Genomic DNA, 23,296 nt, shown 5'->3' on the forward strand with positions numbered 1-23,296 from the left:
TTACCCGATGTTTCCGCAATGATTATGGCCCCGCGGGGCCATAATCATTTGTTGTCTAACGGTCGACGGAATAAGGTTAATTGCTGATGGTAATAGTCGGATCCCAATAGAAATAACCCAGTAATTTCTGATCGCCGCCGTTTGGCCGATAATAAAGGCCAAATTGGATGCAATAATTTTCCGTGCCGGTATTGCTGATATCCGCCTGTATGAACCAATAGGTTTGGTTGGTAAAGGTGACGGGGAACACGGTATTTTGCGCCGGCATCATCGAACTGCGGGTGTACATTTTGAAGGTCGGGTTGGAAAAGACCTGGGTACCGCTGCCGAACTGCGGCAGCCCGTAGATCAGCACGCTGGCGTCGAAATTGGCGGATTCTGAGGTGCCAGTCCAGCGAATGACGTCGCCGACATTGGCTTTAAAGTTCAGGTCTGCCGTGCCGGAGCCGCCGATCACCTGATCGGAGGTGACGACCATATAGGCGTATTGATGGCCAATACCTGTTGGGTTGCCGGAGTCCTGACTGGGGTTGTTATTCTCGAATGCTTCTATCAGGGCATCGGTATCGATGACGACAATCACGTTAACGATACTGTTGCTGGATTTAAGTTCTTGCTCAGACATACGTTTACCTCACAATATTTTTTGCTGTGATGGAAAATAAAAAATAATGGGGTTGACGGCGAACGCTTATTTTTTGTGAATATTCTAAATGGGCAATGACAACGTCGCTATCGGCTTAATCATAGAAACTAAATAGCAAGGCGACCACTGTTGAAAAGTTAGAGGTGTTAATGTGTTTTCCTATTAATTAGCAGGGTTAAAACCTTGTTTTACTGCTTCTGCGATGAGAATGGTTACATAATTGAGCGATGGCGCAATCTGCCTATTGCTTTGTTTGCAGACATAATTTTGACGATCCGTTATTTTCGCAGGCGGCAGAACAAAATGAATCATAATTCTAATAAATTTTGATTTTTCGGATTTTTAGTTTATGGGTTCATCTTTTTGTGAAGTTTTTAGCCAAAATAGAAGAGGGTGAGTTAACGGCGAAGTTAACCGTTAACTCAGTGAGAGGTTACAGCGCCGGCAGAGTCGGTTCCGCATCGCCCAACGTTTGGCGCAGGCGATTTTCCCAGGCGTAGAGTGCGGCGGTGAGGATCACTTCCAGCGCCTGCGCCTGATTCAGGCCGCTGTTGAACAACGGCTGCACGCTCTGCGGGGTAAATTTCTCCGGTGCGCGCGTCAGCTCGGTGGCGGTGTGGATCACCGCACGTTTGACCGTGTCCTCGGTAGATGCCAATCCCTGAGGCAGCCCGGCGAACAGCGCCTGTACCAATCCGTCATCCTGCAATTCATGCGCCACCGTAGCCGCGCAGTAGCGGCTGCCGTTGATGCGCGAGACCGCTAGCGTCGCCAGCGCTTTCAATCGGCTCGACAACCCATATCCTTCGGCATTGATGCCGTTAAACACGCCGTTGCGCTCACGCAGTGCGGCGGCATCGTGCGCCAGCAGCAGGTAATAAGATTCGGCGCGCGCCTGCGGGTGGCTCTGATCCAGCACGTCAAGCTGTTCGGCGGCGGCGGCTTCCGTGTCGATTGGCGGCAGGCGCGCAGTCCAGCTTAACTCTTCGGTGCTGAAGGTTACGCCCTCGGCGTCTTCGACGTTCGGGAAACCGGGCACTACCACCGCCGGTCGGCCGGCCAACGCCGCGATGCCCGCCACCACGCGCGCTTGGTAGCTGACAAAACCGATGACCTGCGAAAAGGTGACGATATCCGCCGGGCTCAGCCCGACGTCGCCAAGCTGCTGCAGCGCTCTGCGGCAAATCAGCGTGGGTTGGCTGGCAAGCTGGCGGGCATATTGGGTGATCTGGGCGAGACGGATATTGCTTTCCCGGGAGGCATCCGGGCTGTGCAGCGGGGCGAGGCGGGCGGCGTAGTGGCTACAGAGGGACTGCACGCCGGTCACCTGAGCGACGGTCAGCGCGGTGCTGAGGCGATCGTAGGGTGACAATGTCACGTATCGTGATAGCGATACCTGGTCGGGAAACAGGGCGTGGTAACCGGCCAGCGAGGCGTTGAATACCCCGGCGCGGGCGCCGAGCGCGCTGTTTAACGCTTCATCGGCGAAGGCGCCCAGCCCCAGCAGAAAACGATCGCGCAGGGTAGCCGCCTGCGGCTCCAGCGGGGCATCGCCACGCACGCTGCTTTGGGTTTCGTGATACCACTGGGCATTATGTTGTCGACGGAGTCGTTCCATAGGGTCAATCCTTAATCATGAGCAACAGCCACCGGTGCGTGCGGCAGCGGCGGCTGGACAAAGAGTCAACATGCCCGCATGCGGGGCGAAAGGCAGATTTAGCGCAGCTCATCGCAGCACAGCGCGTGGCCGTAAACAGAGAAACCGGCGGCCAGCGTGAGCAGAAACTGCGTGAGGCGGCGATGGCGAAGGCTGTTCATCAGTGCGATATCCTGTCGTATGAGAGGCTCAACGTAGGGGATATCCTCACCGATCGCCCTGGCGAGATAAAATAATGTTACGGACTAATCAATAACTGAAAGGAATAAAATATAAGGATATATAACAAGAATGTAATTTGTATGTGCGCTTTCTCGCTAAGCGGCAGGCACGCGCGGCAATAAAAAACCCGCCGCAGCGGGTTTGCATGTACAGCCGTGGCTCAGAAACGGCCGCCGTCGCGTCGCCAGGCGTCGGCGGTCAGCGCCTCGCCGAAGTGGCTGGCGATAAGGCGCTTGGTCAATTCGTGCAGCGGCGCCGCCAATACCTCGGCGGTGCTGCCGCGTTCGACGATTTCCCCTTCGTGCATCACCAGCACCTGGTCGCTGATATGTTTCATCATGCCGAGGTGCTGAGTGACGTAGATATAGGCAATACCGTGTTTTTCCTGCAGCTCCAGCATCAAATTGATGATTTGCGAGCGCATCGACATGTCCAGCGAGGCCAGAGCTTCATCGGCGACGATCACCCTCGGCTGCAAGATCAGCGCACGCGCCAGCGCGACGCGCTGTTTTTGCCCGGAAGCCAGCATATGCGGATAGTAGTAGGCGTGATCCGGCAGCATGCCGACCTGACGCAGCGTCTGGTTGATGCGCTGCTCGCGCTCGGCGGGCTCCAGACTGGTGTTCAGCCGCAGCGGCGCGTCCAGCAGTTGGCCGATGCGCTGGCGTGGGTTGAGCGAGGTGCTCGGATCCTGAAAAATCATGCGAATGCGCTGGCTGCGATAGCGATAATCGCCGAATTCCAGCGGATGATCGTCGATCAGCAGTTCGCCAGCGGTCGGTTCCACCATGCCGGAGAGCATCTTCGCCAGCGTGGATTTGCCGGAGCCGTTCTCGCCGATCACCGCCAACGTCTGGCCTTCGCGCAGGGTAAAGCTGACCGATTTCACCGCCTCGACGTGCTGGCGGCGGAACAGCCCGGTGCGGTAGCGGTAGGTTTTGCTCAAGTTGCGCACTTCCAACAGCGTTTCCATGTTATTGCTCCTCCATGTTCAGCGGGAAGTGGCAGGCAAAGAAGTGGTTTTTGACCGGGCGCAGGCGCGGCGTTTCGATGCACTTCTTCTGTGCGTAAGGGCAGCGCGGCCCCAAGCGGCAGCCGATCGGCAGGTGTTCCAGCGAAGGAATGGCGCCCGGCAGCGTGTTCAACCGACTCTTGTGCGGCAGCGAGCGGCCGAAGTCCGGCATGGCGCGGATCAGCGCCTGGGTGTAAGGGTGGTGCGGCGCTGCCAGCAGCTCTTCGCACTGGGCGCTTTCCACCGTTTGCCCGCAGTACAGCACGTTCACCCGGTCGGCCCACTTGCTCATCATCTGCAAATCGTGGCTGATCAGCAGGATGGTGGTGTTGTTGTTCTGGTTGAGGCGCGCCAACAGGCGGAAAATCTGCGCCTGGGTGGTCGGCTCCATGGCGTTGGTCGGCTCATCGGCGATCAGCAGGCGCGGCTGGTTGGCCAGCGCGATGGCGATCATCACTTTCTGGCACTCGCCTTCGGTCAGCTCGTACGGGAAGCTGCCCATGATGTCGTCGTGATCCTTGATGCCGACGCGGTGCAGCAGTTCGATGGCGCGGCGTTTGCGCCAGTTGAAGCGCTGCCACCAGCGGCCCTTGTAGGTCCAGCCCGGAATGGCCTGCGCCAGCTGGCGACCGATGCTCTCGGAAGGATCCAGACAGGACTGCGGCTCCTGGAAAATCATCGAAACGTTGTGGCCCACCAGCCTGCGCCGCTCGCGCGGGCTCAGCTGCAGCAGATCGATGTCGTCGAAGCGGAAACGGTCGGCGGTGACGCGCCAGTTGTCTTTGGTTACGCCGCAGATGGCTTTGGCGATCAGACTCTTGCCGGAGCCCGATTCGCCCACCAGGCCGCGCACCTCGCCCTCGGTCAGCGTCATGCTGACGCGATCGACCGCTTTGACCGGCCCTTCGGCGGTCATAAATTCAATCGTCAGATTGCGGATATCGAGTAACGGCATTATTCCACCCCGGCATTGATTGCGCGGCGCATACCGTCGCCTAACAGGTTAACCAGCAGCACGCTGACGAGGATGGCCGCGCCGGGCAGCATCACCGTCCAGGGTGCGACGTACACCAGCTCGAGCGAATCGCCGAGCATCGCTCCCCATTCCGGCGAAGGCAGCTGCGCGCCGAGATCGAGGAAGCCGAGCGCGGCGATGTCCAAAATGGCCATCGACAGCGCGCGGGTGAACTCGGTCACCAGCACTGCGGCGATATTCGGCATGACGGCGTACCACAGGATCTGCAGCGTGGAAGCGCCATCGAGCCGCGCCGCCACCACGTACTCTTTCTCAAGCTCGTCGTGTACCGCGCTGTAGATGGTGCGGACCATGCGCGGCAGCAAGGCGAGCCACACCGCCAGCATGGCGTGTTCAAGTTTGGGGCCGATAAACGCCACCACCACGATCGCCAGCAGCAGCGAGGGAATGGACAGCAGGGTATCGAGGATGTGGTTGAGCACCGCCGAACGCAGCCCGTGGGTGACGCCGGCGAACACGCCGAGGATCACCCCGCAGAACGCTGCGGCCAGCGTCACCGCCAGCGCCGATCCGAAGGTGGCGGCAGTGCCGGTCAATAGGCGGCTGAGGATGTCGCGCCCGAGATCGTCAGTGCCGAGAAAGAACGACACGTTGCCGTAGCGCGACCAGGAAGGCGGCAGCAGCTGATAACCGAGGAACTGCTGATCCAGGGCGTAGGGCGCCAGCAGGCTGCCGAACAGCGACAGCAGCAGCAGGGCGATCACGCCGTAAAAACCGATCATCGCCAGCGCGTCGCCGTAGAAAATCCGCCAGGTGTAGCGCAGCGGGCTCGGCATCTTTTTCTCGCGGTATACGTTATCGAAGGGCATACCATTCCTTATGTTTCAGCGGGTTGGTTGCCGCACCCAGAATGTCGGCCAGGACGTTAATGGTGATCACCAGTGTGCCGACCACCATGACGCCGGCGGAGATCGCCGCATAGTCCTGCTGGCGAATGGCGTTGATCAGCCACCGGCCGAGGCCCGGCCAGCTGAACACCACTTCGGTGATCATCGCCAGCGTGAGCATGGTGGAGAACTGCAGCCCCAGTTTGGGCACGATCGGCGGCAGCGCATTGTGCAACACGTGGCGGCGAATGATGGTGAAGCGCGACAGGCCGCGGGTGGCGGCGGCCTTGATGTAGTTTTGGCTCAGCACGTCGTCGGTGCTGATGCGCATCAGGCGCACCACTTCGGTGGTGGGCGCCACCGCCAGCGCGGCGATCGGCAGGATCATGTGGCGCAGGGCGCTGCCGATCATCTCGGCGCGGTACGGCGAGTCCGACAGCCAGGCATCGATCAGCGCGAAACCGGTGATCGGCTTCACCTGATACAGCAGGTCGAAACGGCCGGAAACCGGCAGCCAGCCCAGGTGCAGCGAGAAGAACAGCATCAGCAGCAGCGCCAGCCAGAACACCGGCATCGAAAAGCCCAGCAGCGCGAAGGTGCTGATGGCGGTGTCCTGCCATTTGCCGCGCAGCACGCCGGCGATGATACCCAGCGGAATGCCGATAAACAGCGCCAGGGCGAAGGCCAGCAGGCACAGTTCCATGGTGGCCGGGAACACTTCGCGCAGCTGTTCGCTGATCGCCTGGCCGTTGATGCTGGAGACGCCGAAGTCCCAGTGCAGCAGGCTGACGAAGTAGAACTGATAGGCGTCCAGCAGGGCGGCGCCGTTCAGCGGCGCGCGCGGCGTGAAATAGCTCAGGCTGAAGCTGACCAGCGTCAGGAAGAACAGCGTGATCAGCAGCAGCAGAATGCGGCGCAGGGTAAAGATAATCACTTTTTCACCTCCGGCGCGGATTCACGGTACACCCCGGCGAACGAGGCGTTGCCGAACGGGCTCAGCACCAATCCCTTGATGTCGTAGCGGTAGGCCTGCAGCCGCAGGGAAGAGGCCAGCGGCAGCACCGGCAATTGCTGCTCGAGGATCTTCTGCGCCTTGCGGTAGCTGTCGATGCGTTGAGACAGCTGCTGCGACAGCAGCGCATTCTGCAGCACCTCGTCGAAGCCCGGGTCACACCAGTGAGCATAGTTGGTTTGCGAACGGATTGCCGCGCAGCTCAGCAGCGGCCGGAAGAAGCTGTCCGGGTCGTTGCTGTCGGTGGCCCAGCCGGTCAGGGTCAGATCGTGGTTCATCTCCATCAGGCGCGCCTCCTGGAAGCGGCCCTCTACCGGCACGATGGTGACGTTGATGCCCACCTGGCCGAGATCGGCCTGGATCAGCTCGGCGGTTTTCAGCGGGCTCGGGTTGTAAGACTGCGAGGCGGTCGGCACCCACAGCTTCAGGTTCAGCTGGCCGACGCCGGCCTGCCGGAGCATCTCGCGCGATTTGGCCGGATCGTACTCGGTGACGTGCGCGTCGTTGTCATAGGCCCAGGAGGCGCGCGGCAGGATCGAGGCGGCGGTTTCCGCCGTGCCGTAATAGATCGACTGCATCAACCGCTGGTTGTTGATCGCCAGCGAGATCGCCTGGCGCACGTTGAGGTTGTCGAGCGGCGGTTTGCGGGTGTTGAACGCCAGATAGGCGATGTTCATCCCCGGGCGCAGCGTCAGGCGCAGGCGCGGATCGTCGCGCAGGATAGACAGCTGGCTGGCCGCCGGATAGGCCAGCACGTCGCATTCGCCGGTCAGCAGCTTGGAGAGACGGCCGGTGCCGCCGGCGCCCAGATCGATCACCACCTGCGGCATGCGCGGCAGGCCTTTCCAGTAGGCGGCGTTGCGCGCCAGGCGAATATATTGCCCCGAGCGGTATTCATTGAGCAGGAACGGGCCGCTGCCGACCGGCTCGCGGTCGATCAGCTCCTGGTGGCCTTCGCGCGTCAGCGTGTCGGCGTATTCGGCGGACAGCACCGGCGCGTAGTGGGTCGCCAGGTGCCACAGGAACGAGGCGTCCGGCGACTGCAGGCGGATCTCCACCGTATAGTCGTCGAGCTTTCTCACGCTCTGCACCGAATCGCCAAACTGCAGGCTGTCGAAATAGGGGTATTCGCCGCCGTTGACGTCGTGATATGGGTGTTTTTGGTCAAATACGCGCGCGAAGCTGAACACCACGTCGTCGGCGTTCATCTTGCGGGTGGGTGTGAACCAGGCGGTGGTCTGGAACGGCACGTCCTTGCGCAGATGGAAGCGGTAGGTGGCGCCGTTGTCCAACACTTCCCAACTTTGCGCCAGCTCGGGGATCAGCCGGTAGGTGTAGGGATCGACGTCCAGCAGGCGATCGTACAGCTGGGCGGCCAGGGTATCCACTGTCAGGCCGCTGCTGGCCATTTGCGGGTTAAAGGTATTCAGTATGCCGCTGACGCAATAGACAAAGCCGCTCTGGCGAATGTCCGGCAGCGGCGCCGCGGCGGGCGCGGGCGGTGTGGTTGCGGCCAGGGCGGAACCGGTAAAGCACAACGACACTATCCAAAGGGGTAAACCACGCATAGAGGCTCATGGGTTAATCAGCAATAGCGTTAGTGTATCGCACTCTGACCGGCAGCCCAATCCATTGAACAAAATCGCTGAGTTTTCTGTGACTTGATTAATCAGGTCGCCCGACGGCGTGAAAAAAAATTTATTTGATATGTTATAACATAACAAAATCATGTTACCGTTCCTCGGCAAAGTCACAATAACGCAAGGGGATGTATGAACGAAGTTGCACTTCCACCACGCCGTTCGCTGCCGGACGCTCAGGCATGGCGCGGCGAAATGAGTGATGTCGGGCTCGATTGGGTCGGGATGCAAGGGATCGCGCTGCCGCTGGAGCTGGCCGGCAAGCCACTGATGGCCAAAGTCGACGCCGGCATCAACCTGCGCGCCGAAGCGGCGGGCGAACGCGGCATTCACATGTCGCGGCTGTATCTGGCGCTGGACGAATTGACGCAGGGCGAGCTGACGCCGCAGCGCATCGGCCGAACGCTGCAGGCCTTTTTGGATTCGCAGCCGGAACACAGCGATCGTGCCAGCCTGGCGATCAGCGGCGAGCTGCTGCTGTCGCGCCCGGCGTTGCTGTCGCCGCAGCGCGGCTGGAAGGCTTACCCGCTGCGCATCGAGGCGACCCTGACGGATACGTTGACGCTGGCGCTGACCGTCGGTGTACCTTACTCCTCTACCTGTCCGAGTTCGGCGGCGCTCAGCCGTCAGTTGGCGCAGCAACAGTTTCAGTTTGATTTCGAACAGGCGGCGGAGCGGGTCAGCCAACGTCAGGTGAGCGAGTGGCTGTTGGAGCAGGGAATGCCGGCCACCCCTCACAGCCAGCGCAGCTGGGCCAGGGTCACCGTAACGCCCGAGAATGAACGGGCGTTCGAACCGGTGAAATTGATCGACCGCATCGAACACGCGCTGGGCACGCCGGTGCAAACGCTGGTGAAACGCCGCGATGAGCAGGCCTTCGCGCTGGCCAACGGTCAGAACCTGATGTTTTGCGAAGACGCGGCGCGCCGTCTGTATCGCATGCTGCGCAGCCAGTGCGATTATCGCGCCTTCTCACTGCGTGTCGAGCATCAGGAGAGCCTGCATGCCCACAATGCGGTGGCGGAGCTGAGCTGGCGGGGAGAAAACCATGCTGCGTAAAAATCCCAGCGGCCATCTGCCGCAGGTCTCGCCGCTGGCCTACATCGACCCCACCGCCATTATTTGCGGCCGGGTGATCGTCGAAGATTTCGTCTACGTCGGCCCTTATGCGGTGATCCGCGCCGACGAGTTGAACGCCGCCGGCGACATGGAGCCGATCGTCATCGGCTCGCACTCCAATATTCAGGACGGCGTGGTGATCCACTCCAAGAGCGGGGCGGCGGTCACCATTGGCCGTTACAGTTCGATCGCCCACCGCGCCATCGTCCACGGCCCGTGTCGCATCGACGATCGGGTGTTTATCGGTTTCAACAGCGTGCTGTTCAACTGCCACATCCAGTCCGGCTGCGTGGTGCGTTACAACGCGGTGGTGGACGGCGTGACGCTGCCGGAAAACCGCTATATCCCCTCGACCGAGCGCGTAGGGCCGGACAGCGACCTGTCGCGCTATTCCCAGGTCGATCGCGGCGCGCTGCAGTTTTCGGAAGAAGTGGCCGCCACTAACGTCGAACTGGTGCGCGGTTACCAGGCATTACGCAATGAATTTTAATGAGGCTCCCATGAAACAACTTCCCGTGACCGTGCTTTCCGGCTTTCTCGGCGCCGGCAAAACCACGGTGCTGAACCACATCCTGAACAACCGGCAGGGCATGCGCGTGGCGGTGATCGTCAACGACATGAGCGAAGTCAACATCGACGCCGCGCTGGTGGAAAATGCAGTGCATCTCGATCGCCAGGAAGAGAAGCTGGTTGAGATGAGCAACGGCTGCATTTGCTGCACGCTGCGCGAAGACCTGCTGGTATCGGTGCGTGAGCTGGCGCAGGACGGGCGTTTCGATTACCTGCTGATCGAATCGAGCGGCATCTCCGAGCCGTTGCCGGTGGCGGAAACCTTTACCTTTGAGGACGAAAAGGGCGAAAGCCTGTCGCAGTTCGCCCGGCTGGATACCCTGGTGACGGTGGTCGACGGGGTGAATTTCATCCAGCAGTACCAGCAGGCACAAAGCCTGCAGGAGGCCGGCCAAAGCCTGGGCGAGGACGATCTGCGCAGCGTGGCGGATCTGCTGATTGAGCAAATTGAATTCTGCGACGTGATCCTGGTCAGCAAGACCGATCTGTTGACGCCAGCCCGGCAGGGCGAAGTGATGGCGCTGCTGGCCAGCCTGAATCCCGATGCCCGCATAGTGCCGATCGCGCCGGGCAAACTGCCGCTGGAAGCGGTGCTGAATACCGGCAGCTTCAGCTTTGAAAAGGCGCAGCAGGCGCCCGGCTGGCTGAAAGAGCTGCGCGGCGAACACGTGCCGGAGACGGAAAACTACGGTATCAGCAGCTTCGTCTATCAGGCGCGGCGGCCGTTTGCGCCGGACAAGTTTTACCGCGTGATTAACGGCGACTGGGGCGGCGGCAAGCTGCTGCGCTCGAAAGGCTTTTTCTGGCTGGCGACGCGGCCGCGGCAGGCCGGGCAGTGGAGCCAGGCAGGGGGCATCGCCCACTACGGCCTCGCGGGCACCTTTTGGCGCGCTATCCCGCAAGACAATTGGCCGCAGGATCCCGAAGCGCGGGCGCATATTCAGGAAAAATGGGTAGAGCCGTTCGGCGACATGCGCCAGGAGCTGGTGTTTATCGGCCAGCATCTGCAGCAGGCGACGATCGCGCGTTTGCTGGACGACTGCCTGCTGAGCGACGATGAAATGGCCGCCGGCGTGGACTATTGGCTGGACATGGCAGACCCGTTCCCTGAGTGGTAATTGCGCAATCTTCGTGTGGTAATGAGAAAAATTCTCAACAAAGTGCTTTACAGACGATACTGATAACTATTATCATCTCCTGGCAGTTCACGGAAGGCCACAGTTTGCGGCTCTGATGTGGAAGGCACGACATTGCTCACATTGCTTCCAGTGTTTTTTAAGCCAGCTCGGGTGCTGGCTTTTTTTTTGCCTGTCTAAGACCGGAAATCTCGCTTGGCGAGCCGCCATGATCCACTTCTCTTCTCTTTGCGCCGCGTAACCTGGACGATCTCGACAGAAGTTCGGGGTTTCATGCATTCACAGTCACGTGACGGAATTTCATACTTCTTCTCATCGACGCGCTGGCTGCGTTTGGCCGGTCACTGTTAACCGTGAGGAGAATGCCTGTGATTACCCAACAAACCCCCATCAAGTCAGGATTTGGGCCCAAAACGACCGCCGACGAGGTGCTCGCAGGCCTGGATCTGTCAGGCTCGCAGGCCATCGTCACCGGTGGTCATTCAGGTCTCGGTCTGGAGACGACGCTGGCGCTGGCCGGTGCCGGCGCACGTGTCATCGTTGCTTGCCGGGCACCGGCGGCAGCCAAAGAGGTGTTAGGACAGAGCGCCGGAGTCGAGATCGCCGAACTTGATCTCGCCGATTTGAACAGCGTGCGCCGCTTCGCCGCTGACTTTTCCGCATCGAGCCTACGGGCGGATATTGTCATCAACAACGCCGGAGTGATGGCATGCCCGGAGGCGCGGGTGGGGCAAGGTTGGGAAAGACAGTTCGCCACCAACCACCTCGGCCACTATGCGCTGACCAACTTGCTGTGGCCGGCCATTGCCGATGGAGGGCGGGTGGTCACCGTCTCCTCCGCCGGGCATCACCATTCGGCGATCCGTTGGGAAGATGTGCAGTTCGAACGCGGTTACGACAAGTGGCTGGCATACGGTCAGTCGAAGACGGCGAATGCCCTGTTCGCCGTCAGGTTGGATCTTCTGGGCCGCTCGCGGGGGATCCGCACATTTAGTCTTCACCCTGGCAGTATCGCCACGCCGCTGCAGCGGCACATATCGAGAGCAGAGATGATAGCCCTGGGCTGGATGGACGGAGACGGCAATCCGGCCGATCCCGACGCTCTTAAAACGCCTGAGCAGGGGGCCGCTACTCAGGTGTGGGCCGCCACTTCACCGCAATTGCAAGGTTTAGGGGGGCTTTACTGCGAGGATGGCGATATTGCCGGCATCGCCGCGCACGACAGCCAGGCACTGGTCGGCGTGAAGGAATACGCGATCGACCCGGAACAGGCGCAGCGTTTGTGGGCGCTTTCGGCATCGCTGACCGGCATTGATGCTTTCGCCTGAGCAGGCCGCTAATCGGATAAGGGGGCGCCCATGATGTCGATGATGAAAGAAAAAAACTTGGCGATATCCAGCATGTTTTTCATGCTGGGGCTGTGTTTCGGTAGTTTGAGCTCAAGGATGGCGACGATCAAAGGAGGGCTTGCGTTGTCTGACGGCGTATTCGGCAGCGTACTGTTCGCCATGTCGGCCGGGGTGGTCTTGTCTCTGCCGATATCGGGATGGGCGATCGCCAAACTTGGCAGCAGGGTGGTCGGCGTCGCGGCCATTCTGATCAACGCCATGCTTTTGCTTCTGGTGCCCTTCGCCGCGACGGTCCCTCAACTGGAGGCATTGCTGTTTTTCTCCGGGTTCGCTTATAGCGCGGTCAATGTCTCGAACAATATGCAGGCCAGCATCGCCGAGGCGGTCAGCGGTAAAACCAGGTTGCCCTTTTTTCACGGCATATGGGGCGTGGCCGGGTTTGTCGGCGCAGGGATCGGGGCATTAATGATCGGCCGGGATGTCGCCTTGCCGCTGCACTTTGTGGGAATAGCGGCGGTGGCGTTGATGTCCGCCTTGCTGTGCCGGCGGGCGTTGTTCGACAAACCGGAGCTGGAACAGACCGGGCGTGCTTTTGCCATTCCTGACCGATCGTTGTTCAACTATGGCCTGATCGTTTTCTGCTCGATGGCTTGTGAGGGCATCATGTACGACTGGAGCGTCGTTTATTTTCAGGATGTCGTCTCGGTCGACCGAAAATACATCGGCCTGGGTTTTACGGTATTTATGGCGGCCATGACGATCGGCCGGCTCATGTTGAACCGGTTCGTTGATCGGATCGGAGTGAGAAGAACGTTGCAGTGGGGCGGGATGCTGGCGTTCATCGGCATGACGCTAACGACCTGGTTACCGGGGTTGGTGACATCGATAATCGGTTTTTTCCTGGTCGGCCTGGGCATTTGCGCCATAATTCCGCTGGTTGCGGGGGCGGCTGCAAGGTCTTCTTCCATGGCACCAAGCGCCGCCATCGCGGCGGTGCTGACCATCGGCTTTCTGGGCACGCTGATCGGGCCGCCGTTAATCGGGTTCTTATCCGAAACTTTCGGTCTGCGTTATGCCTTTCTGGTCTGCGTCGCGTTGTCGCTCGGCGTCATTTACCGGGCAGGAAAAATACCGCAGTGATCTTGCAAGAAGGTGATTCATCGGCGGGACATCCCCGCGCAGTGAAGTGACCGTCGGGAAAGACCGACATTTCCAGGCGGCCGTTCTCAGGCCACATCTCTCAACCTGGGGTTAATAGCTGACGGCCGGGAAAGACCGGCACCCCATCTTCACGTTGTTATTCCTCGTCCGCTTCGCCGTTTTGCAGCAGCGCATGCTTTTTCAGCATGCCGCGCAGCTGATGATAGGTGAGCCCCAGCAGCTGCGCCGCCTTGCGCTGATTGAACCGCCCCTGCTGCAGCGCCGCTTCGATCAATGCTTTCTCCTGCTCCAGCTGCCAGTGTTTCAAATCCAGCGGCAGCGGCGGTAACGCGCCGGCGTCTTCAGGAACGGGCGCGACCGGCGTGGCCTCGCGTGGCGCAAACGGGTTGATGACGATCTCATCCAGCGGGCTGTCGCTGTCGCCGTGACGATAGACCGAACGCTCCACCACGTTTTTCAGTTCACGCACGTTGCCCGGCCAGCCATACTCGAGCAACGTTTGCCTGGCGCGTTTGGTAAAGCCGGGAAACAGCGGCAGCGCCAGCTCGCGGCACATTTGAATGGCGAAGTGCTCGGCCAGCAGCATGATATCGGGCCGCCGTTGGCGCAGTGGCGGCAGTTGCACCACGTCGAACGCCAGCCGATCCAGCAGATCGGCGCGGAATTTGCCCGCCGCCGCCAGCGCCGGCAGATCGTCGTTGGTGGCGCACACCAGGCGAACATCCACCCGCAGCGGCTGACTGCCGCCCACGCGCTCCAACTGGCCGTATTCGATCACCCGCAGCAATTTCTCCTGCACCAGCATCGGCGCGGTCGCCAGCTCATCGAGGAACAGCGTACCGCCGTCGGCGCGCTCGAAACGCCCCAGATGGCGCTTTTGCGCGCCGGTAAAGGCGCCGGCCTCGTGGCCGAACAGTTCGGAGTCCAGCAAATTTTCATTCAGCGCGGCGCAGTTAAGCGAGATGAACGGCCCTTGCCAGCGGTTGGAGAGGTAGTGCAGACGGTGGGCGATCAGCTCCTTGCCGGTGCCGCGTTCGCCGATCACCAGTACCGGCTTGTTCAGCTTGGCGACCTGGGAGACTTGCTCCAGGACTTCGACAAAGGCGTTTGCCTCGCCCAACAAATTCTCTGGCTGCTCGTTCATGATGAAATTCGCCAATGTTTGGTTAAAATAATCACTCTACAGCAAGCATGCAGAGAGTCAAAAAATAATATTCTTTATTTTTCAGTAATATAAAAGTTGGCACGGGTTTTGATTATATCTTTGGGCAAGCTGTACGACTTAACGCGGCGCTTCAGACGCCATCAGAACCAAGAGGAAGTGAATTATGGGTATTTTTTCTCGTTTTGCCGACATCGTGAACGCCAACATCAACACCCTGCTGGACAAGGCGGAAGATCCGCAGAAACTGGTGCGCTTGATGATCCAAGAGATGGAAGACACGCTGGTTGAAGTTCGCTCTACGTCGGCGCGCGCGCTGGCGGAGAAAAAGCAGCTGCTGCGTCGCATTGAGCAGGGTGAAAACCAGGTAAGCGACTGGCAGGAAAAAGCTGAACTGGCGCTGCGCAAAGATAAAGAAGACTTGGCCCGTGCGGCGCTGATCGAAAAACAAAAGGTGGCCGATCTGATCGCCACGCTGACGCAGGAAGTGGCGACCGTAGAAGAAACGCTGGCGCGCATGAAGAGCGAAATCGGCGAGCTGGAAAACAAGCTGACCGAAACCCGCGCGCGGCAGCAGGCGCTGGCGCTGCGTCATCAGGCCGCGTCTTCTTCTCGTGACGTGCGCCGCCAGCTCGACAGCGGCAAGCTGGATGAGGCGATGGCGCGTTTCGAACAGTTCGAGCGCCGTATCGACCACATGGAAGCCGAAGCGGAAAGCATCAGCATCGGTAAAAAGAAGTCGCTGGACCAAGAGTTTGCCGAGCTGAAGGCCGACGACGCCATCAGTGAGCAACTGGCGGCGCTGAAAGCCAAGATGAACCGTTCCGAGTAAGGCGAACCGCGGCCACACGCCGGAGGTGGCCGCCAATTCAGGACCCGATAAGAAGGAATAACAATGAGTGCTTTATTACTTGCCATTCCGCTGACAATTTTCGTGCTGTTTGTCGCGCCGATTTGGCTTTGGCTGCATTACAGCAATCGGCAACAGACCGGCATCCAGCTGAGTCAGCAAGAAATGCAGCGCCTGGCGCAGCTGGCGGAAGACGCCAAACGCATGCGTGAACGCATTCAGGCGCTGGAAGAGATCCTCGATGCGGAACACCCGAACTGGAGACAGTCCTGATGAGCACCACGCTGGGCAGTAAAAAGCTTTATCGCGTTCCCGAAGAAGGTATGGTGAAAGGCGTCTGCGCCGGTTTGGCCCACTATTTCGACGTGCCGGTGCGCCTGATCCGCGTGATGGTGGTGCTGTCGCTGTTCTTCGGGCTGTTCTTCTTCACGCTGGTGGCCTATATCGCGCTGGTGTTCGTGTTGGACGAAGCGCCGGCCAGCCGCTTCGAAGGCGAGCATCAGAAGACGCCGCGCCAGCTGCTCGATCAGCTGGAGTATGAGCTGGGCAGCGGCGAGCAGCAGCTGCGTCAGGTCGAGCGCTACGTGACGTCCGATACCTTCGGCGTACAGAGCCGTTTCCGCAAGCTGTAACCCTTCTTGCGAGACCCGGCCTGGGCAGGCCGGGCATCTTCGCCGCCGTAATCCCGTGAATGTAACCTTAATCGTCTTGTGCCGGAGGGCATTGTCATGAATAAAATCGATGTCGCGAACACCGCCAGAACGGGTGGATTTAAACGAGGAACGGCGGCAATGTTGAAGACATTGGCTAAAGTCATCATCATAGCGTTATTGAACTATGGCCCGGCGGGCGCCGCCGGCTGGCTGTTGAAGACCGTCGGCCGCAAACCGGTGCGCTTCGTGCTGGCGCTGGTGCTGGAACCGCTGTTCCGTAAAGGCCTGAACAAGGCATTCGGGCGTTACGTCAAGGAGAGCAATGAAACGACTGCAAAATGAGTTAACCTCGCTGGTCAACCGCGGAATGGATCGCCATCTGCGCCTGGCGGTGACCGGCCTGAGCCGCAGCGGCAAAACCGCCTTTATCACCGCCTTCGTCAACCAACTGCTGCATGTGCACAGCGGCGCGCGCATGCCGCTGTTTTCACCGGTGCGCGAAGAGCGCCTGCTGGGCGTCAAACGCATCCCGCAGCGCGATCTCGGCATCCAGCGTTTCACCTATGACGAAGGGCTGGCGCAGCTTTACGGCACGCCGCCGGCCTGGCCGACGCCGACGCGCGGCGTCAGCGAAATCCGTCTGGCGCTGCGTTACCGCTCCAACGACTCGCTGCTGCGCCACTTCAAAGACACCTCCACGCTGTACCTGGAGATCGTCGATTATCCGGGTGAATGGTTGCTGGATCTGCCGATGCTCGAGCAGGACTACCTGGCCTGGTCGCGCCAGATGACCGGGCTGCTGCAGGGCGAACGCGCCGAATGGGCCAAGCCTTGGCTTGAGCTGTGCAAGGCCTGTGATCCGCTGGCCCCGGCCGATGAAAACCGCCTGGCGGCGATCGCCCAGGCCTACACCGATTATCTGCTGCGCTGCAAAAGCGAAGGGCTGCACTTCATTCAGCCGGGCCGCTTCGTGCTGCCGGGCGATATGGCCGGCGCGCCGGCGCTGCAGTTTTTCCCGTGGCCCGACGTGGCCGCGATCGGCGAATCGAAGCTGGCGCAGGCCGACAAACACACCAACATTGGCATGTTGCGCGCTCGCTTCAACTACTATTGCCAGTCGATCGTCAAAAACTTCTACAAAGAACATTTCGTCCGTTTCGATCGGCAAATCGTGCTGGTCGACTGCCTGCAGCCGCTCAACAGCGGCCCGCAGGCGTTCAACGACATGCGTCTGGCACTGACCCAACTGATGCAGAGCTTCCATTACGGCAAACGCACGCTGTTTCGCCGCTTGTTCTCGCCGACCATCGACAAACTGATGTTCGCCGCCACCAAGGCGGACCATATCACCGCCGATCAGCACGCCAATCTGGTGTCGTTGCTGCAACAACTGGTGCAAGAGGCGTGGCAGAACGCGGCGTTTGAGGGCATCAGCATGGATTGCGTCGGCCTGGCCTCGGTGCAGGCGACCGAGAGCGGTATCGTCGACCATCAGGGGCAACGCATTCCGGCGCTGAAGGGCAACCGCCTGAGCGACGGCGCGCCGCTGACGGTGTTCCCCGGCGAAGTGCCCGCGCGCCTGCCGGGGCCGGCGTTCTGGCAGAGCCAGGGGTTCCACTTCGATGAGTTTCGTCCGCGCGCCATGAGCGTGGACAGCCCGTTGCCGCACATCCGTCTGGATGCGGTGATGGAGTTTTTATTGGGAGACAAATTGCGATGAGCGAGCCGATCAAACCGCGTATCGATTTTGACGAGCCGCTGCAGCCGCCGCAAGAGCCGGCGTTGCGCGCCGGCGTCGCTTTCGATGCCGAGCAGGCGGAAAGCTTTTTCCCGGCGGCGCCGGAGTTGCAGCAGGAAGAGGAAGAAGGGCGCGCCGAAGGCATCATCAACGCCGCGCTGAAACCCAAACGCAGCCTGTGGCGCAAAATGGTCACCGCCGGCCTGGCGCTGTTTGGCGTCAGCGTGGTGGCGCAGGGCGTGCAGTGGGTGCATACCGCCTGGGTGCAGCAGGACTGGATCGCCATGGGCGGCGGCGTGGCCGGCGGCCTGATCGTGTTCGCCGGCGTCGGTTCGGTGGTCACCGAGTGGCGGCGTTTGTATCGGTTGCGCCAGCGCGCAGAAGAGCGCGACGTGGCGCGCGAGCTGTTGCACAGCCACGGGCTGGGGCAAGGGCGAGAATTCTGCGAGAAGCTGGCGCGCCAGGCCGGACTGGATCAGGGGCATCCTGCGCTGCAGCGTTGGCAGGCCTCGTTGCATGAAACGCAGAATGACCGTGAAGTGGTGGAGCTTTACGCCAAACTGGTGCAGCCGGTGCTCGACAACCAGGCGCGGCGCGAAATCAGCCGCTCCGCCGCCGAATCGACGCTGATGATCGCCGTCAGCCCGTTGGCGCTGGTGGATATGGCGTTCATCGCCTGGCGCAACATCCGTTTGATCAACCGCATCGCCGCGCTGTACGGCATCGAGCTGGGCTACTTCAGCCGCATTCGTCTGTTCCGGCTGGTGCTGTTGAACATCGCTTTCGCCGGCGCCTCCGAGCTGGTGCGCGAAGTGGGCATGGACTGGATGTCGCAGGATCTGGCGGCGCGGCTGTCGGCGCGCGCGGCGCAGGGCATCGGCGCCGGGCTGTTGACCGCGCGGCTGGGCATCAAGGCGATGGAGCTGTGCCGCCCGCTGCCGTGGCTGGAAGGGGAAAAACCGAAGCTTGGCGATTTCCGTAGCCAGCTGATCGGCCAGTTGAAAGACACGCTGAAAAAGAGCGACGGCAAGGCCAAATAACCCCCACGACGGCGCTCTCAGGAGCGCCGTTCTCTCAACGGCGCGAACGCCGAACGTAATCAAGACTTGACGACAGTCGATCCCCCTGTGAGTGCGTGATAAATCTCTGCAAAATTAATTCTGGTTGTGATAACTCTCTGTTTGTAGGCTAAAATGACGCCGATGCTGTTATCCGCTTGCGTTTAAAATCAGCAACCACGGCAATAAATCAGAGTTCTGTCAACTTTTGCTGACAGACTGCTTCTACCGCCCGGTGCGAGGGAGTATCATCATCGTCAACGATCCCCGCACCTGCAGAGATAAGGCCAACACTGATGCGTTTGGAAGTATTTTGCGAAGACCGCCTCGGTCTCACTCGAGAATTACTCGATCTTTTGGTATCGCGCAGCATTGACTTGCGTGGCATCGAGATCGATCCCATCGGCCGCATTTACCTCAATTTCTCCCAGCTGGATTTCGATACTTTCCGCGCGCTGATGGCGGAGATCCGCCGCATCGCCGGCGTGACCGACGTGCGCACCGTCAGCTTTATGCCTTCCGAACGTGAGCATCGCGCGCTGCGTGCGCTGCTGGAGTCGATGCCGGAACCGGTGTTCTCGATCGACATGAAGGGCAAGGTCGAGCTGGCCAACCCGGCGGCGCAGGCGCTGTTCAGCCTGAACGAAGACAAGATCCGCAACCAGACCGCCGGGGCGCTGATCGGCGGCTATAACTTCAGCCGCTGGCTGGAGAGCGAGCATACGGCGCCGCACTCCGAGCGGGTGGTGATCCGCAGCCAGGACTTCCTGATGGACATCACGCCTATCTATCTGGAAGACGAACAGCAGCAGCCGGCCGCGGTCGGCGCGGTGGTGATGCTGAAGTCCACCGCGCGCATGGGCCGCCAGCTGCAAAATCTGTCGGTGAACGACGATACCGAATTCGACCATATCGTCGCGGTAAGCGCCAAGATGCGTCACGTGCTGGAGCAGGCGCGCAAGCTGGCGATGCTCGATGCGCCGCTGTTGATCGTCGGCGATACCGGTACCGGCAAGGATATTCTGGCCCGCGCCTGCCATTTGCGCAGCCCGCGCGGCAAACAGCCGTTCCTGGCGCTGAACTGCGCCGCACTGCCGGATGACGTGGTGGAGAGCGAGCTGTTCGGCCATGCGCCGGGCGCTTATCCCAACGCGCTGGAAGGCAAGAAGGGCTTCTTCGAGCAGGCCAACGGCGGCTCGGTGCTGCTGGATGAGATCGGCGAAATGTCGCCGCGCATGCAGACCAAACTGCTGCGTTTCCTCAACGACGGCACCTTCCGCCGCGTTGGCGAAGAGCATGAGGTGCACGTCGACGTGCGCGTGATCTGCGCTACCCAGAAAAACCTCACCGAGCTGGTGCAGCGCGGCGAATTCCGTGAAGATCTCTATTATCGCCTCAATGTGCTGACCATCACCATCCCGCCATTGCGCGAGCGTCCGCAGGACATCATGCCGCTGACCGAGCTGTTCGTGGCGCGCTTCGCCGATGAGCAGGGCGTGGCGCGGCCCAAGCTGGCGAGCGATCTGGGCGGCTTCCTCAGCAAATATGGCTGGCCGGGCAACGTGCGCCAGCTGAAAAATGCCATCTACCGCGCGCTGACGCAAACCGAAGGCTACGAGCTGCGGCCGCAGGATATCGTGTTGCCGGAGTTCGAGGTGGAGATGTCATTGGGCGACGAGGTGCTGGACGGCTCGCTGGACGACATCAGCAAGCGTTTCGAGCGCTCGGTGCTGACGCGCCTGTATCGCACCTATCCCAGCACCCGCAAGCTGGCGAAGCGACTGGGCGTTTCCCATACCGCCATCGCCAACAAGCTGCGCGAGTATGGCCTGAGCAGCCGCAAGGGCGGCGCCGAGAGCGAGGAATAAGAAAGGCGCCTTGCGGCGCCTTTAATGGGTATCCAAAGCCGGCGAACGCCGGCTTTGTTATTTCAGCGCAGCCAGCGCCGCGTCGTAGTCCGGCTCGGTGGTGATTTCGTTCACCAGCTCGCTGTACAGCACGTTATCCTGGCCATCCAGCACCACGACCGCACGCGCGGTCAGGCCTGCCAACGGGCCTTCGGCGATTTCGACGCCGTACGCCTGCTTGAATTCGGCGCCGCGCAGGGTGGACAGGGTGACCACGTTGCTCAGGCCTTCCGCGCCGCAGAAGCGAGACTGCGCGAACGGCAGATCGGCGGAGATGCACAGCACCACGGTATTATCCAGGCCGCTGGCCAGCTGGTTGAATTTACGCACCGAAGTCGCGCAGACGCCGGTATCGATGCTTGGGAAGATGTTCAGGACTTTGCGTTTACCCGCGAAGCTGCTCAGCGCCACGTCTGACAGGTCTTTGGCAACCAGTGAGAAGGCCTTGGCCTGTTCGCCCTGCTGTGGCAGCTTGCCCGCTACGCTGACCGGATTGCCTTGAAAATGTACTGTCTGAGTCATTGCTAGATTCCTTTTACAGGTGTTTATACAAAGGGTATGAACCTGATGAAACGGTGCGCCGGTAACGGCATTTAACATCAGGTTCACACCCTGGCGCCAGTTTATGACAACCGGGGCGGATTGGATATCAAAGTTTGCTAAATAGTTGTATATATTAGGCTGTTCTATAAAACATCACCGGCGCATCAGCCTGGCTGAATGCGCAGTTTTCGCTCAGGAGCCGTTATGAGAGACATGCGTTTTTACCCGGAAGCCTGGCCGCTGCATACCGCCTTCGTGATTGCGCGCGGCAGCCGCACCGAAGCCCGGGTGGTGGTGGTCGAAATCGAACAGCAGGACGTGCGCGGCATCGGTGAATGCACACCGTACCCGCGCTACGGCGAGAGTGAGGAATCGGTGATGGCACAGCTGGCAGAGATGGCGCCGGCGATCGCACAAGGCATGACCCGCGAACAGCTGCGGGCGCAGATGCCGGCGGGCGCCGCCCGCAACGCGCTGGATTCGGCGCTGTGGGATCTCGAGTGCCGCCTGCTCGGGCAGAGCCTGTGGCAGCGCAGCGGCGTGACGGCCCCGGCGCATATTCGTATGGCGCAGACCGTCAGCATCGGTACGCCGGAAGCGATGGCCTTCGCCGCGCGTGAACTGGAGCAGCAGGGTGCCACGCTGCTGAAGATCAAACTCGACGATCACTATATCAGCGAACGATTGGTGGCGATCCGCGCTGCGGTGCCGCAGGCGACGTTGATTGTCGACGCCAATGAATCCTGGCAGGCGGAAGGGCTGGCGGCGCGCTGCCAACTGCTGGCCGATCTTGGCGTGGCGATGCTGGAGCAGCCGCTGCCGGCCGGTGACGACGCCGCGCTGGAGCACTTTATTCATCCGCTGCCGATCTGCGCCGATGAGAGCTGCCACACCCTCGCCGATCTGCCGCGGTTGGCGCAGCGCTATCAGATGGTCAATATCAAACTGGACAAAACCGGCGGCTTGACCGAGGCGTTGGCGCTGGCGCAGGCCGCGCGCGAACAAGGGTTCGCTATCATGCTCGGCTGCATGTTGTGCACGTCGCGGGCGATATCCGCCGCCTTGCCGCTGGCGCCGGCGGCGCGCTTCGTCGATCTGGACGGCCCGACCTGGCTGGCGCGGGACGTCGAACCGGGCCTGGCGTTTGAATGCGGGGCGATCGTCGATATCGCCCCGTAGGGATTAATTCGGGTAGGTCAGCAGCTCGGTCATCGCGTCGATGTAGCGCTCGCTGGCGGCATCGGCGGAGATCGGCGGGAATTCGGCGGTGATGCACGGCAGCGACAGATCCGCGCACCAGCTGCCGAACGAACCGGGCGTTTCATAACCGACGCTGGTCACCAGCGGCAGCTCGAACTTATGCGCCAGCCAAACGCCGAGCCGCGAGCTGGCGGGATCTTCGATGCAGGCCAGCGGCTCATGGAACGACACTACCCAGTGCGGCTTCAGGCGATGGATCAGGTGACACAGCGCCTGAGTTTCCGGTTCGGAACCGGGGCGCCCGCCGGTGGAGAGCTTGACGTCGCGCACCGGCGCCGCGCTGTTCCAGCGGTAGACGGTGTCGCCGGAGCGCCAGTTGGCGGCCGGGAAGTTGCGGTTCAGATCGACGCCGTTGGCATTGGCGCGCAGCCCCAGCTGGCAGCCGTCGGGGTTGACCGCCAGCACCACGTGGTGACGCAGTTGCTCGGGCGCGATGCTGCGCAGCGCGCAGGACAGGGTCACGATGGCGGCGCTCTCATCGCCGTGGGTGCCGGCGATGATCAGCCCGGTCTCCGGGCCGCTGACCGCCGCCGGGAAATAGAGCAGCGGCGCGCCCAGCAGCGAGCTGCCGTAGTTCTCTCCTGCGACGGCCAACTGGCCACGTTCACTGCGCGGTCGATGTTCGGTCATGGTGTTGTCCCTGAGTAAAAGGCCGAGAGTCATTGTCATTTTATTCAGTGTATTACGCTTTGAGGCATCTTTCCCATCGCAATTGTGCGGCGTTTGCGCGATCTGTGA

23 protein-coding genes are annotated in these 23,296 nt (G+C 60.8%); 13 read left to right on the forward strand and 10 right to left on the reverse strand.

Features of this window, described 5'->3' with window-relative positions; genetic code table 11:
• Window positions 1-76: 76 nt before the first annotated feature.
• From ACUTSC_RS01680 to sapA, 7 genes are all read right to left on the reverse strand, one after another.
• Window positions 77-625, reverse strand: a complete 549-nt coding sequence (locus ACUTSC_RS01680; RefSeq protein ID WP_033648460.1) for an inclusion body family protein — start codon at window positions 623-625, stop codon at window positions 77-79.
• 454 nt (window positions 626-1,079) lie between these two features.
• Entirely contained in the window at window positions 1,080-2,264 is a 1,185-nt protein-coding gene (locus ACUTSC_RS01685) for a carboxymuconolactone decarboxylase family protein (protein WP_197767338.1), read from the reverse strand.
• A 421-nt stretch (window positions 2,265-2,685) separates the two neighbouring features.
• Window positions 2,686-3,498 (reverse strand): putrescine export ABC transporter ATP-binding protein SapF, encoded by an 813-nt coding sequence (gene sapF / locus ACUTSC_RS01690; protein ID WP_197767337.1) that lies wholly within the window; start codon window positions 3,496-3,498, stop codon window positions 2,686-2,688.
• Window position 3,499: 1 nt separating this feature from the next.
• The gene (sapD, locus tag ACUTSC_RS01695; protein ID WP_019452674.1) at window positions 3,500-4,492 is read right to left on the reverse strand and encodes a putrescine export ABC transporter ATP-binding protein SapD; all 993 of its coding nucleotides are present in this window, start codon (window positions 4,490-4,492) and stop codon (window positions 3,500-3,502) included.
• Entirely contained in the window at window positions 4,492-5,382 is an 891-nt protein-coding gene (gene sapC, locus ACUTSC_RS01700; RefSeq protein ID WP_004930580.1) for a putrescine export ABC transporter permease SapC, read from the reverse strand. The genes sapD and sapC overlap by 1 nt, the downstream gene beginning before the upstream one ends.
• A complete protein-coding gene (gene sapB / locus ACUTSC_RS01705; RefSeq protein ID WP_004930575.1) occupies window positions 5,369-6,334 on the reverse strand; it encodes a putrescine export ABC transporter permease SapB in 966 nt (321 codons plus the stop codon). Before sapB ends, sapC begins: the two co-directional genes overlap by 14 nt.
• Window positions 6,331-7,980: an ABC transporter substrate-binding protein SapA gene (gene sapA, locus ACUTSC_RS01710; RefSeq protein WP_197767336.1), complete on the reverse strand. Its 1,650-nt coding sequence runs from the start codon at window positions 7,978-7,980 to the stop codon at window positions 6,331-6,333. The genes sapB and sapA overlap by 4 nt, the downstream gene beginning before the upstream one ends.
• Window positions 7,981-8,184: 204 nt before the next feature.
• Between sapA and folE2 the strand changes: the two genes are divergently transcribed.
• The 5 genes from folE2 (at window position 8,185) to ACUTSC_RS01735 (ending at window position 13,366) form a co-directional block, all read left to right on the forward strand.
• A complete protein-coding gene (gene folE2, locus ACUTSC_RS01715) occupies window positions 8,185-9,111 on the forward strand; it encodes a GTP cyclohydrolase FolE2 (protein ID WP_197767335.1) in 927 nt (308 codons plus the stop codon).
• The gene (locus ACUTSC_RS01720) at window positions 9,101-9,661 is read left to right on the forward strand and encodes a carbonate dehydratase (RefSeq protein ID WP_049202409.1); all 561 of its coding nucleotides are present in this window, start codon (window positions 9,101-9,103) and stop codon (window positions 9,659-9,661) included. Before folE2 ends, ACUTSC_RS01720 begins: the two co-directional genes overlap by 11 nt.
• 10 nt (window positions 9,662-9,671) lie before the next feature.
• The gene (gene zigA, locus ACUTSC_RS01725) at window positions 9,672-10,859 is read left to right on the forward strand and encodes a zinc metallochaperone GTPase ZigA (protein ID WP_197767334.1); all 1,188 of its coding nucleotides are present in this window, start codon (window positions 9,672-9,674) and stop codon (window positions 10,857-10,859) included.
• A gap of 380 nt (window positions 10,860-11,239) precedes the next feature.
• Window positions 11,240-12,205 (forward strand): SDR family NAD(P)-dependent oxidoreductase, encoded by a 966-nt coding sequence (locus tag ACUTSC_RS01730; protein ID WP_445653050.1) that lies wholly within the window; start codon window positions 11,240-11,242, stop codon window positions 12,203-12,205.
• Window positions 12,206-12,235: 30 nt separating this feature from the next.
• Window positions 12,236-13,366: an MFS transporter gene (locus ACUTSC_RS01735; RefSeq protein WP_197767332.1), complete on the forward strand. Its 1,131-nt coding sequence runs from the start codon at window positions 12,236-12,238 to the stop codon at window positions 13,364-13,366.
• A 157-nt stretch (window positions 13,367-13,523) separates the two neighbouring features.
• Here ACUTSC_RS01735 and pspF read toward each other — a convergent pair whose 3' ends face one another.
• The gene (pspF, locus tag ACUTSC_RS01740) at window positions 13,524-14,531 is read right to left on the reverse strand and encodes a phage shock protein operon transcriptional activator (protein ID WP_197767331.1); all 1,008 of its coding nucleotides are present in this window, start codon (window positions 14,529-14,531) and stop codon (window positions 13,524-13,526) included.
• Between the two features lie 184 nt (window positions 14,532-14,715).
• On the opposite strand from pspF, the gene pspA reads away from it, so the two are divergent.
• The 7 genes from pspA to tyrR all read left to right on the forward strand — a co-directional run bounded on the left by pspA (window position 14,716) and on the right by tyrR (window position 20,716).
• Window positions 14,716-15,381 carry a phage shock protein PspA gene (pspA, locus tag ACUTSC_RS01745; protein WP_025303000.1) on the forward strand — a complete coding sequence of 222 codons (666 nt, stop codon included), beginning with the start codon at window positions 14,716-14,718 and terminating at the stop codon, window positions 15,379-15,381.
• Between the two features lie 63 nt (window positions 15,382-15,444).
• A complete protein-coding gene (gene pspB / locus ACUTSC_RS01750; protein ID WP_004930553.1) occupies window positions 15,445-15,672 on the forward strand; it encodes an envelope stress response membrane protein PspB in 228 nt (75 codons plus the stop codon).
• The gene (pspC, locus tag ACUTSC_RS01755) at window positions 15,672-16,031 is read left to right on the forward strand and encodes an envelope stress response membrane protein PspC (RefSeq protein ID WP_004930552.1); all 360 of its coding nucleotides are present in this window, start codon (window positions 15,672-15,674) and stop codon (window positions 16,029-16,031) included. The genes pspB and pspC overlap by 1 nt, the downstream gene beginning before the upstream one ends.
• A 96-nt stretch (window positions 16,032-16,127) precedes the next feature.
• The gene (pspD, locus tag ACUTSC_RS01760; RefSeq protein WP_074181209.1) at window positions 16,128-16,394 is read left to right on the forward strand and encodes a phage shock protein PspD; all 267 of its coding nucleotides are present in this window, start codon (window positions 16,128-16,130) and stop codon (window positions 16,392-16,394) included.
• Window positions 16,375-17,772: a YcjX family GTP-binding protein gene (locus ACUTSC_RS01765; RefSeq protein ID WP_038880359.1), complete on the forward strand. Its 1,398-nt coding sequence runs from the start codon at window positions 16,375-16,377 to the stop codon at window positions 17,770-17,772. The genes pspD and ACUTSC_RS01765 overlap by 20 nt, the downstream gene beginning before the upstream one ends.
• Window positions 17,769-18,830: a YcjF family protein gene (locus ACUTSC_RS01770; protein WP_004930545.1), complete on the forward strand. Its 1,062-nt coding sequence runs from the start codon at window positions 17,769-17,771 to the stop codon at window positions 18,828-18,830. The genes ACUTSC_RS01765 and ACUTSC_RS01770 overlap by 4 nt, the downstream gene beginning before the upstream one ends.
• Window positions 18,831-19,144: 314 nt before the next feature.
• A complete protein-coding gene (tyrR, locus tag ACUTSC_RS01775) occupies window positions 19,145-20,716 on the forward strand; it encodes a transcriptional regulator TyrR (protein WP_197767330.1) in 1,572 nt (523 codons plus the stop codon).
• A gap of 57 nt (window positions 20,717-20,773) precedes the next feature.
• Here the strand turns inward: tyrR and tpx are convergent, their stop codons facing one another.
• A complete protein-coding gene (tpx, locus tag ACUTSC_RS01780; protein WP_004930536.1) occupies window positions 20,774-21,277 on the reverse strand; it encodes a thiol peroxidase in 504 nt (167 codons plus the stop codon).
• 225 nt (window positions 21,278-21,502) lie between these two features.
• Here tpx and ycjG point away from each other — a divergent pair, with 225 nt between their 5' ends.
• Window positions 21,503-22,477, forward strand: coding sequence for an L-Ala-D/L-Glu epimerase (ycjG, locus tag ACUTSC_RS01785; RefSeq protein ID WP_197767329.1), 975 nt, complete (start codon window positions 21,503-21,505; stop codon window positions 22,475-22,477).
• Window positions 22,478-22,480: 3 nt separating this feature from the next.
• Here ycjG and mpaA read toward each other — a convergent pair whose 3' ends face one another.
• Window positions 22,481-23,188 (reverse strand): murein tripeptide amidase MpaA, encoded by a 708-nt coding sequence (gene mpaA, locus ACUTSC_RS01790; protein WP_063990009.1) that lies wholly within the window; start codon window positions 23,186-23,188, stop codon window positions 22,481-22,483.
• Window positions 23,189-23,296: the final 108 nt, after the last annotated feature.

It is taken from the genome of Serratia sp. TSA_105.2 (assembly GCF_052692115.1).

Bases quoted from the DNA above. Each gene is read 5' to 3' on its own strand.
- sapF (WP_197767337.1), bottom strand. From the start codon at position 3,498: ATGGAAACGCTGTTGGAAGTGCGCAACTTGAGCAAAACCTACCGCTAC.
- mpaA (WP_063990009.1), bottom strand. From the start codon at position 23,188: ATGACCGAACATCGACCGCGCAGTGAACGTGGCCAGTTGGCCGTCGCA.
- ACUTSC_RS01765 (WP_038880359.1), top strand. From the start codon at position 16,375: ATGAAACGACTGCAAAATGAGTTAACCTCGCTGGTCAACCGCGGAATG.
- folE2 (WP_197767335.1), top strand. From the start codon at position 8,185: ATGAACGAAGTTGCACTTCCACCACGCCGTTCGCTGCCGGACGCTCAG.
- ACUTSC_RS01685 (WP_197767338.1), bottom strand. From the start codon at position 2,264: ATGGAACGACTCCGTCGACAACATAATGCCCAGTGGTATCACGAAACC.
- ACUTSC_RS01735 (WP_197767332.1), top strand. From the start codon at position 12,236: ATGATGTCGATGATGAAAGAAAAAAACTTGGCGATATCCAGCATGTTT.
- ACUTSC_RS01730 (WP_445653050.1), top strand. From the start codon at position 11,240: ATGCCTGTGATTACCCAACAAACCCCCATCAAGTCAGGATTTGGGCCC.
- pspA (WP_025303000.1), top strand. From the start codon at position 14,716: ATGGGTATTTTTTCTCGTTTTGCCGACATCGTGAACGCCAACATCAAC.
- pspF (WP_197767331.1), bottom strand. From the start codon at position 14,531: ATGAACGAGCAGCCAGAGAATTTGTTGGGCGAGGCAAACGCCTTTGTC.
- tpx (WP_004930536.1), bottom strand. From the start codon at position 21,277: ATGACTCAGACAGTACATTTTCAAGGCAATCCGGTCAGCGTAGCGGGC.
- tyrR (WP_197767330.1), top strand. From the start codon at position 19,145: ATGCGTTTGGAAGTATTTTGCGAAGACCGCCTCGGTCTCACTCGAGAA.
- sapD (WP_019452674.1), bottom strand. From the start codon at position 4,492: ATGCCGTTACTCGATATCCGCAATCTGACGATTGAATTTATGACCGCC.
- ACUTSC_RS01720 (WP_049202409.1), top strand. From the start codon at position 9,101: ATGCTGCGTAAAAATCCCAGCGGCCATCTGCCGCAGGTCTCGCCGCTG.
- ycjG (WP_197767329.1), top strand. From the start codon at position 21,503: ATGAGAGACATGCGTTTTTACCCGGAAGCCTGGCCGCTGCATACCGCC.
- zigA (WP_197767334.1), top strand. From the start codon at position 9,672: ATGAAACAACTTCCCGTGACCGTGCTTTCCGGCTTTCTCGGCGCCGGC.
- pspC (WP_004930552.1), top strand. From the start codon at position 15,672: ATGAGCACCACGCTGGGCAGTAAAAAGCTTTATCGCGTTCCCGAAGAA.
- sapA (WP_197767336.1), bottom strand. From the start codon at position 7,980: ATGCGTGGTTTACCCCTTTGGATAGTGTCGTTGTGCTTTACCGGTTCC.
- pspB (WP_004930553.1), top strand. From the start codon at position 15,445: ATGAGTGCTTTATTACTTGCCATTCCGCTGACAATTTTCGTGCTGTTT.
- pspD (WP_074181209.1), top strand. From the start codon at position 16,128: ATGAATAAAATCGATGTCGCGAACACCGCCAGAACGGGTGGATTTAAA.
- ACUTSC_RS01680 (WP_033648460.1), bottom strand. From the start codon at position 625: ATGTCTGAGCAAGAACTTAAATCCAGCAACAGTATCGTTAACGTGATT.
- sapC (WP_004930580.1), bottom strand. From the start codon at position 5,382: ATGCCCTTCGATAACGTATACCGCGAGAAAAAGATGCCGAGCCCGCTG.
- ACUTSC_RS01770 (WP_004930545.1), top strand. From the start codon at position 17,769: ATGAGCGAGCCGATCAAACCGCGTATCGATTTTGACGAGCCGCTGCAG.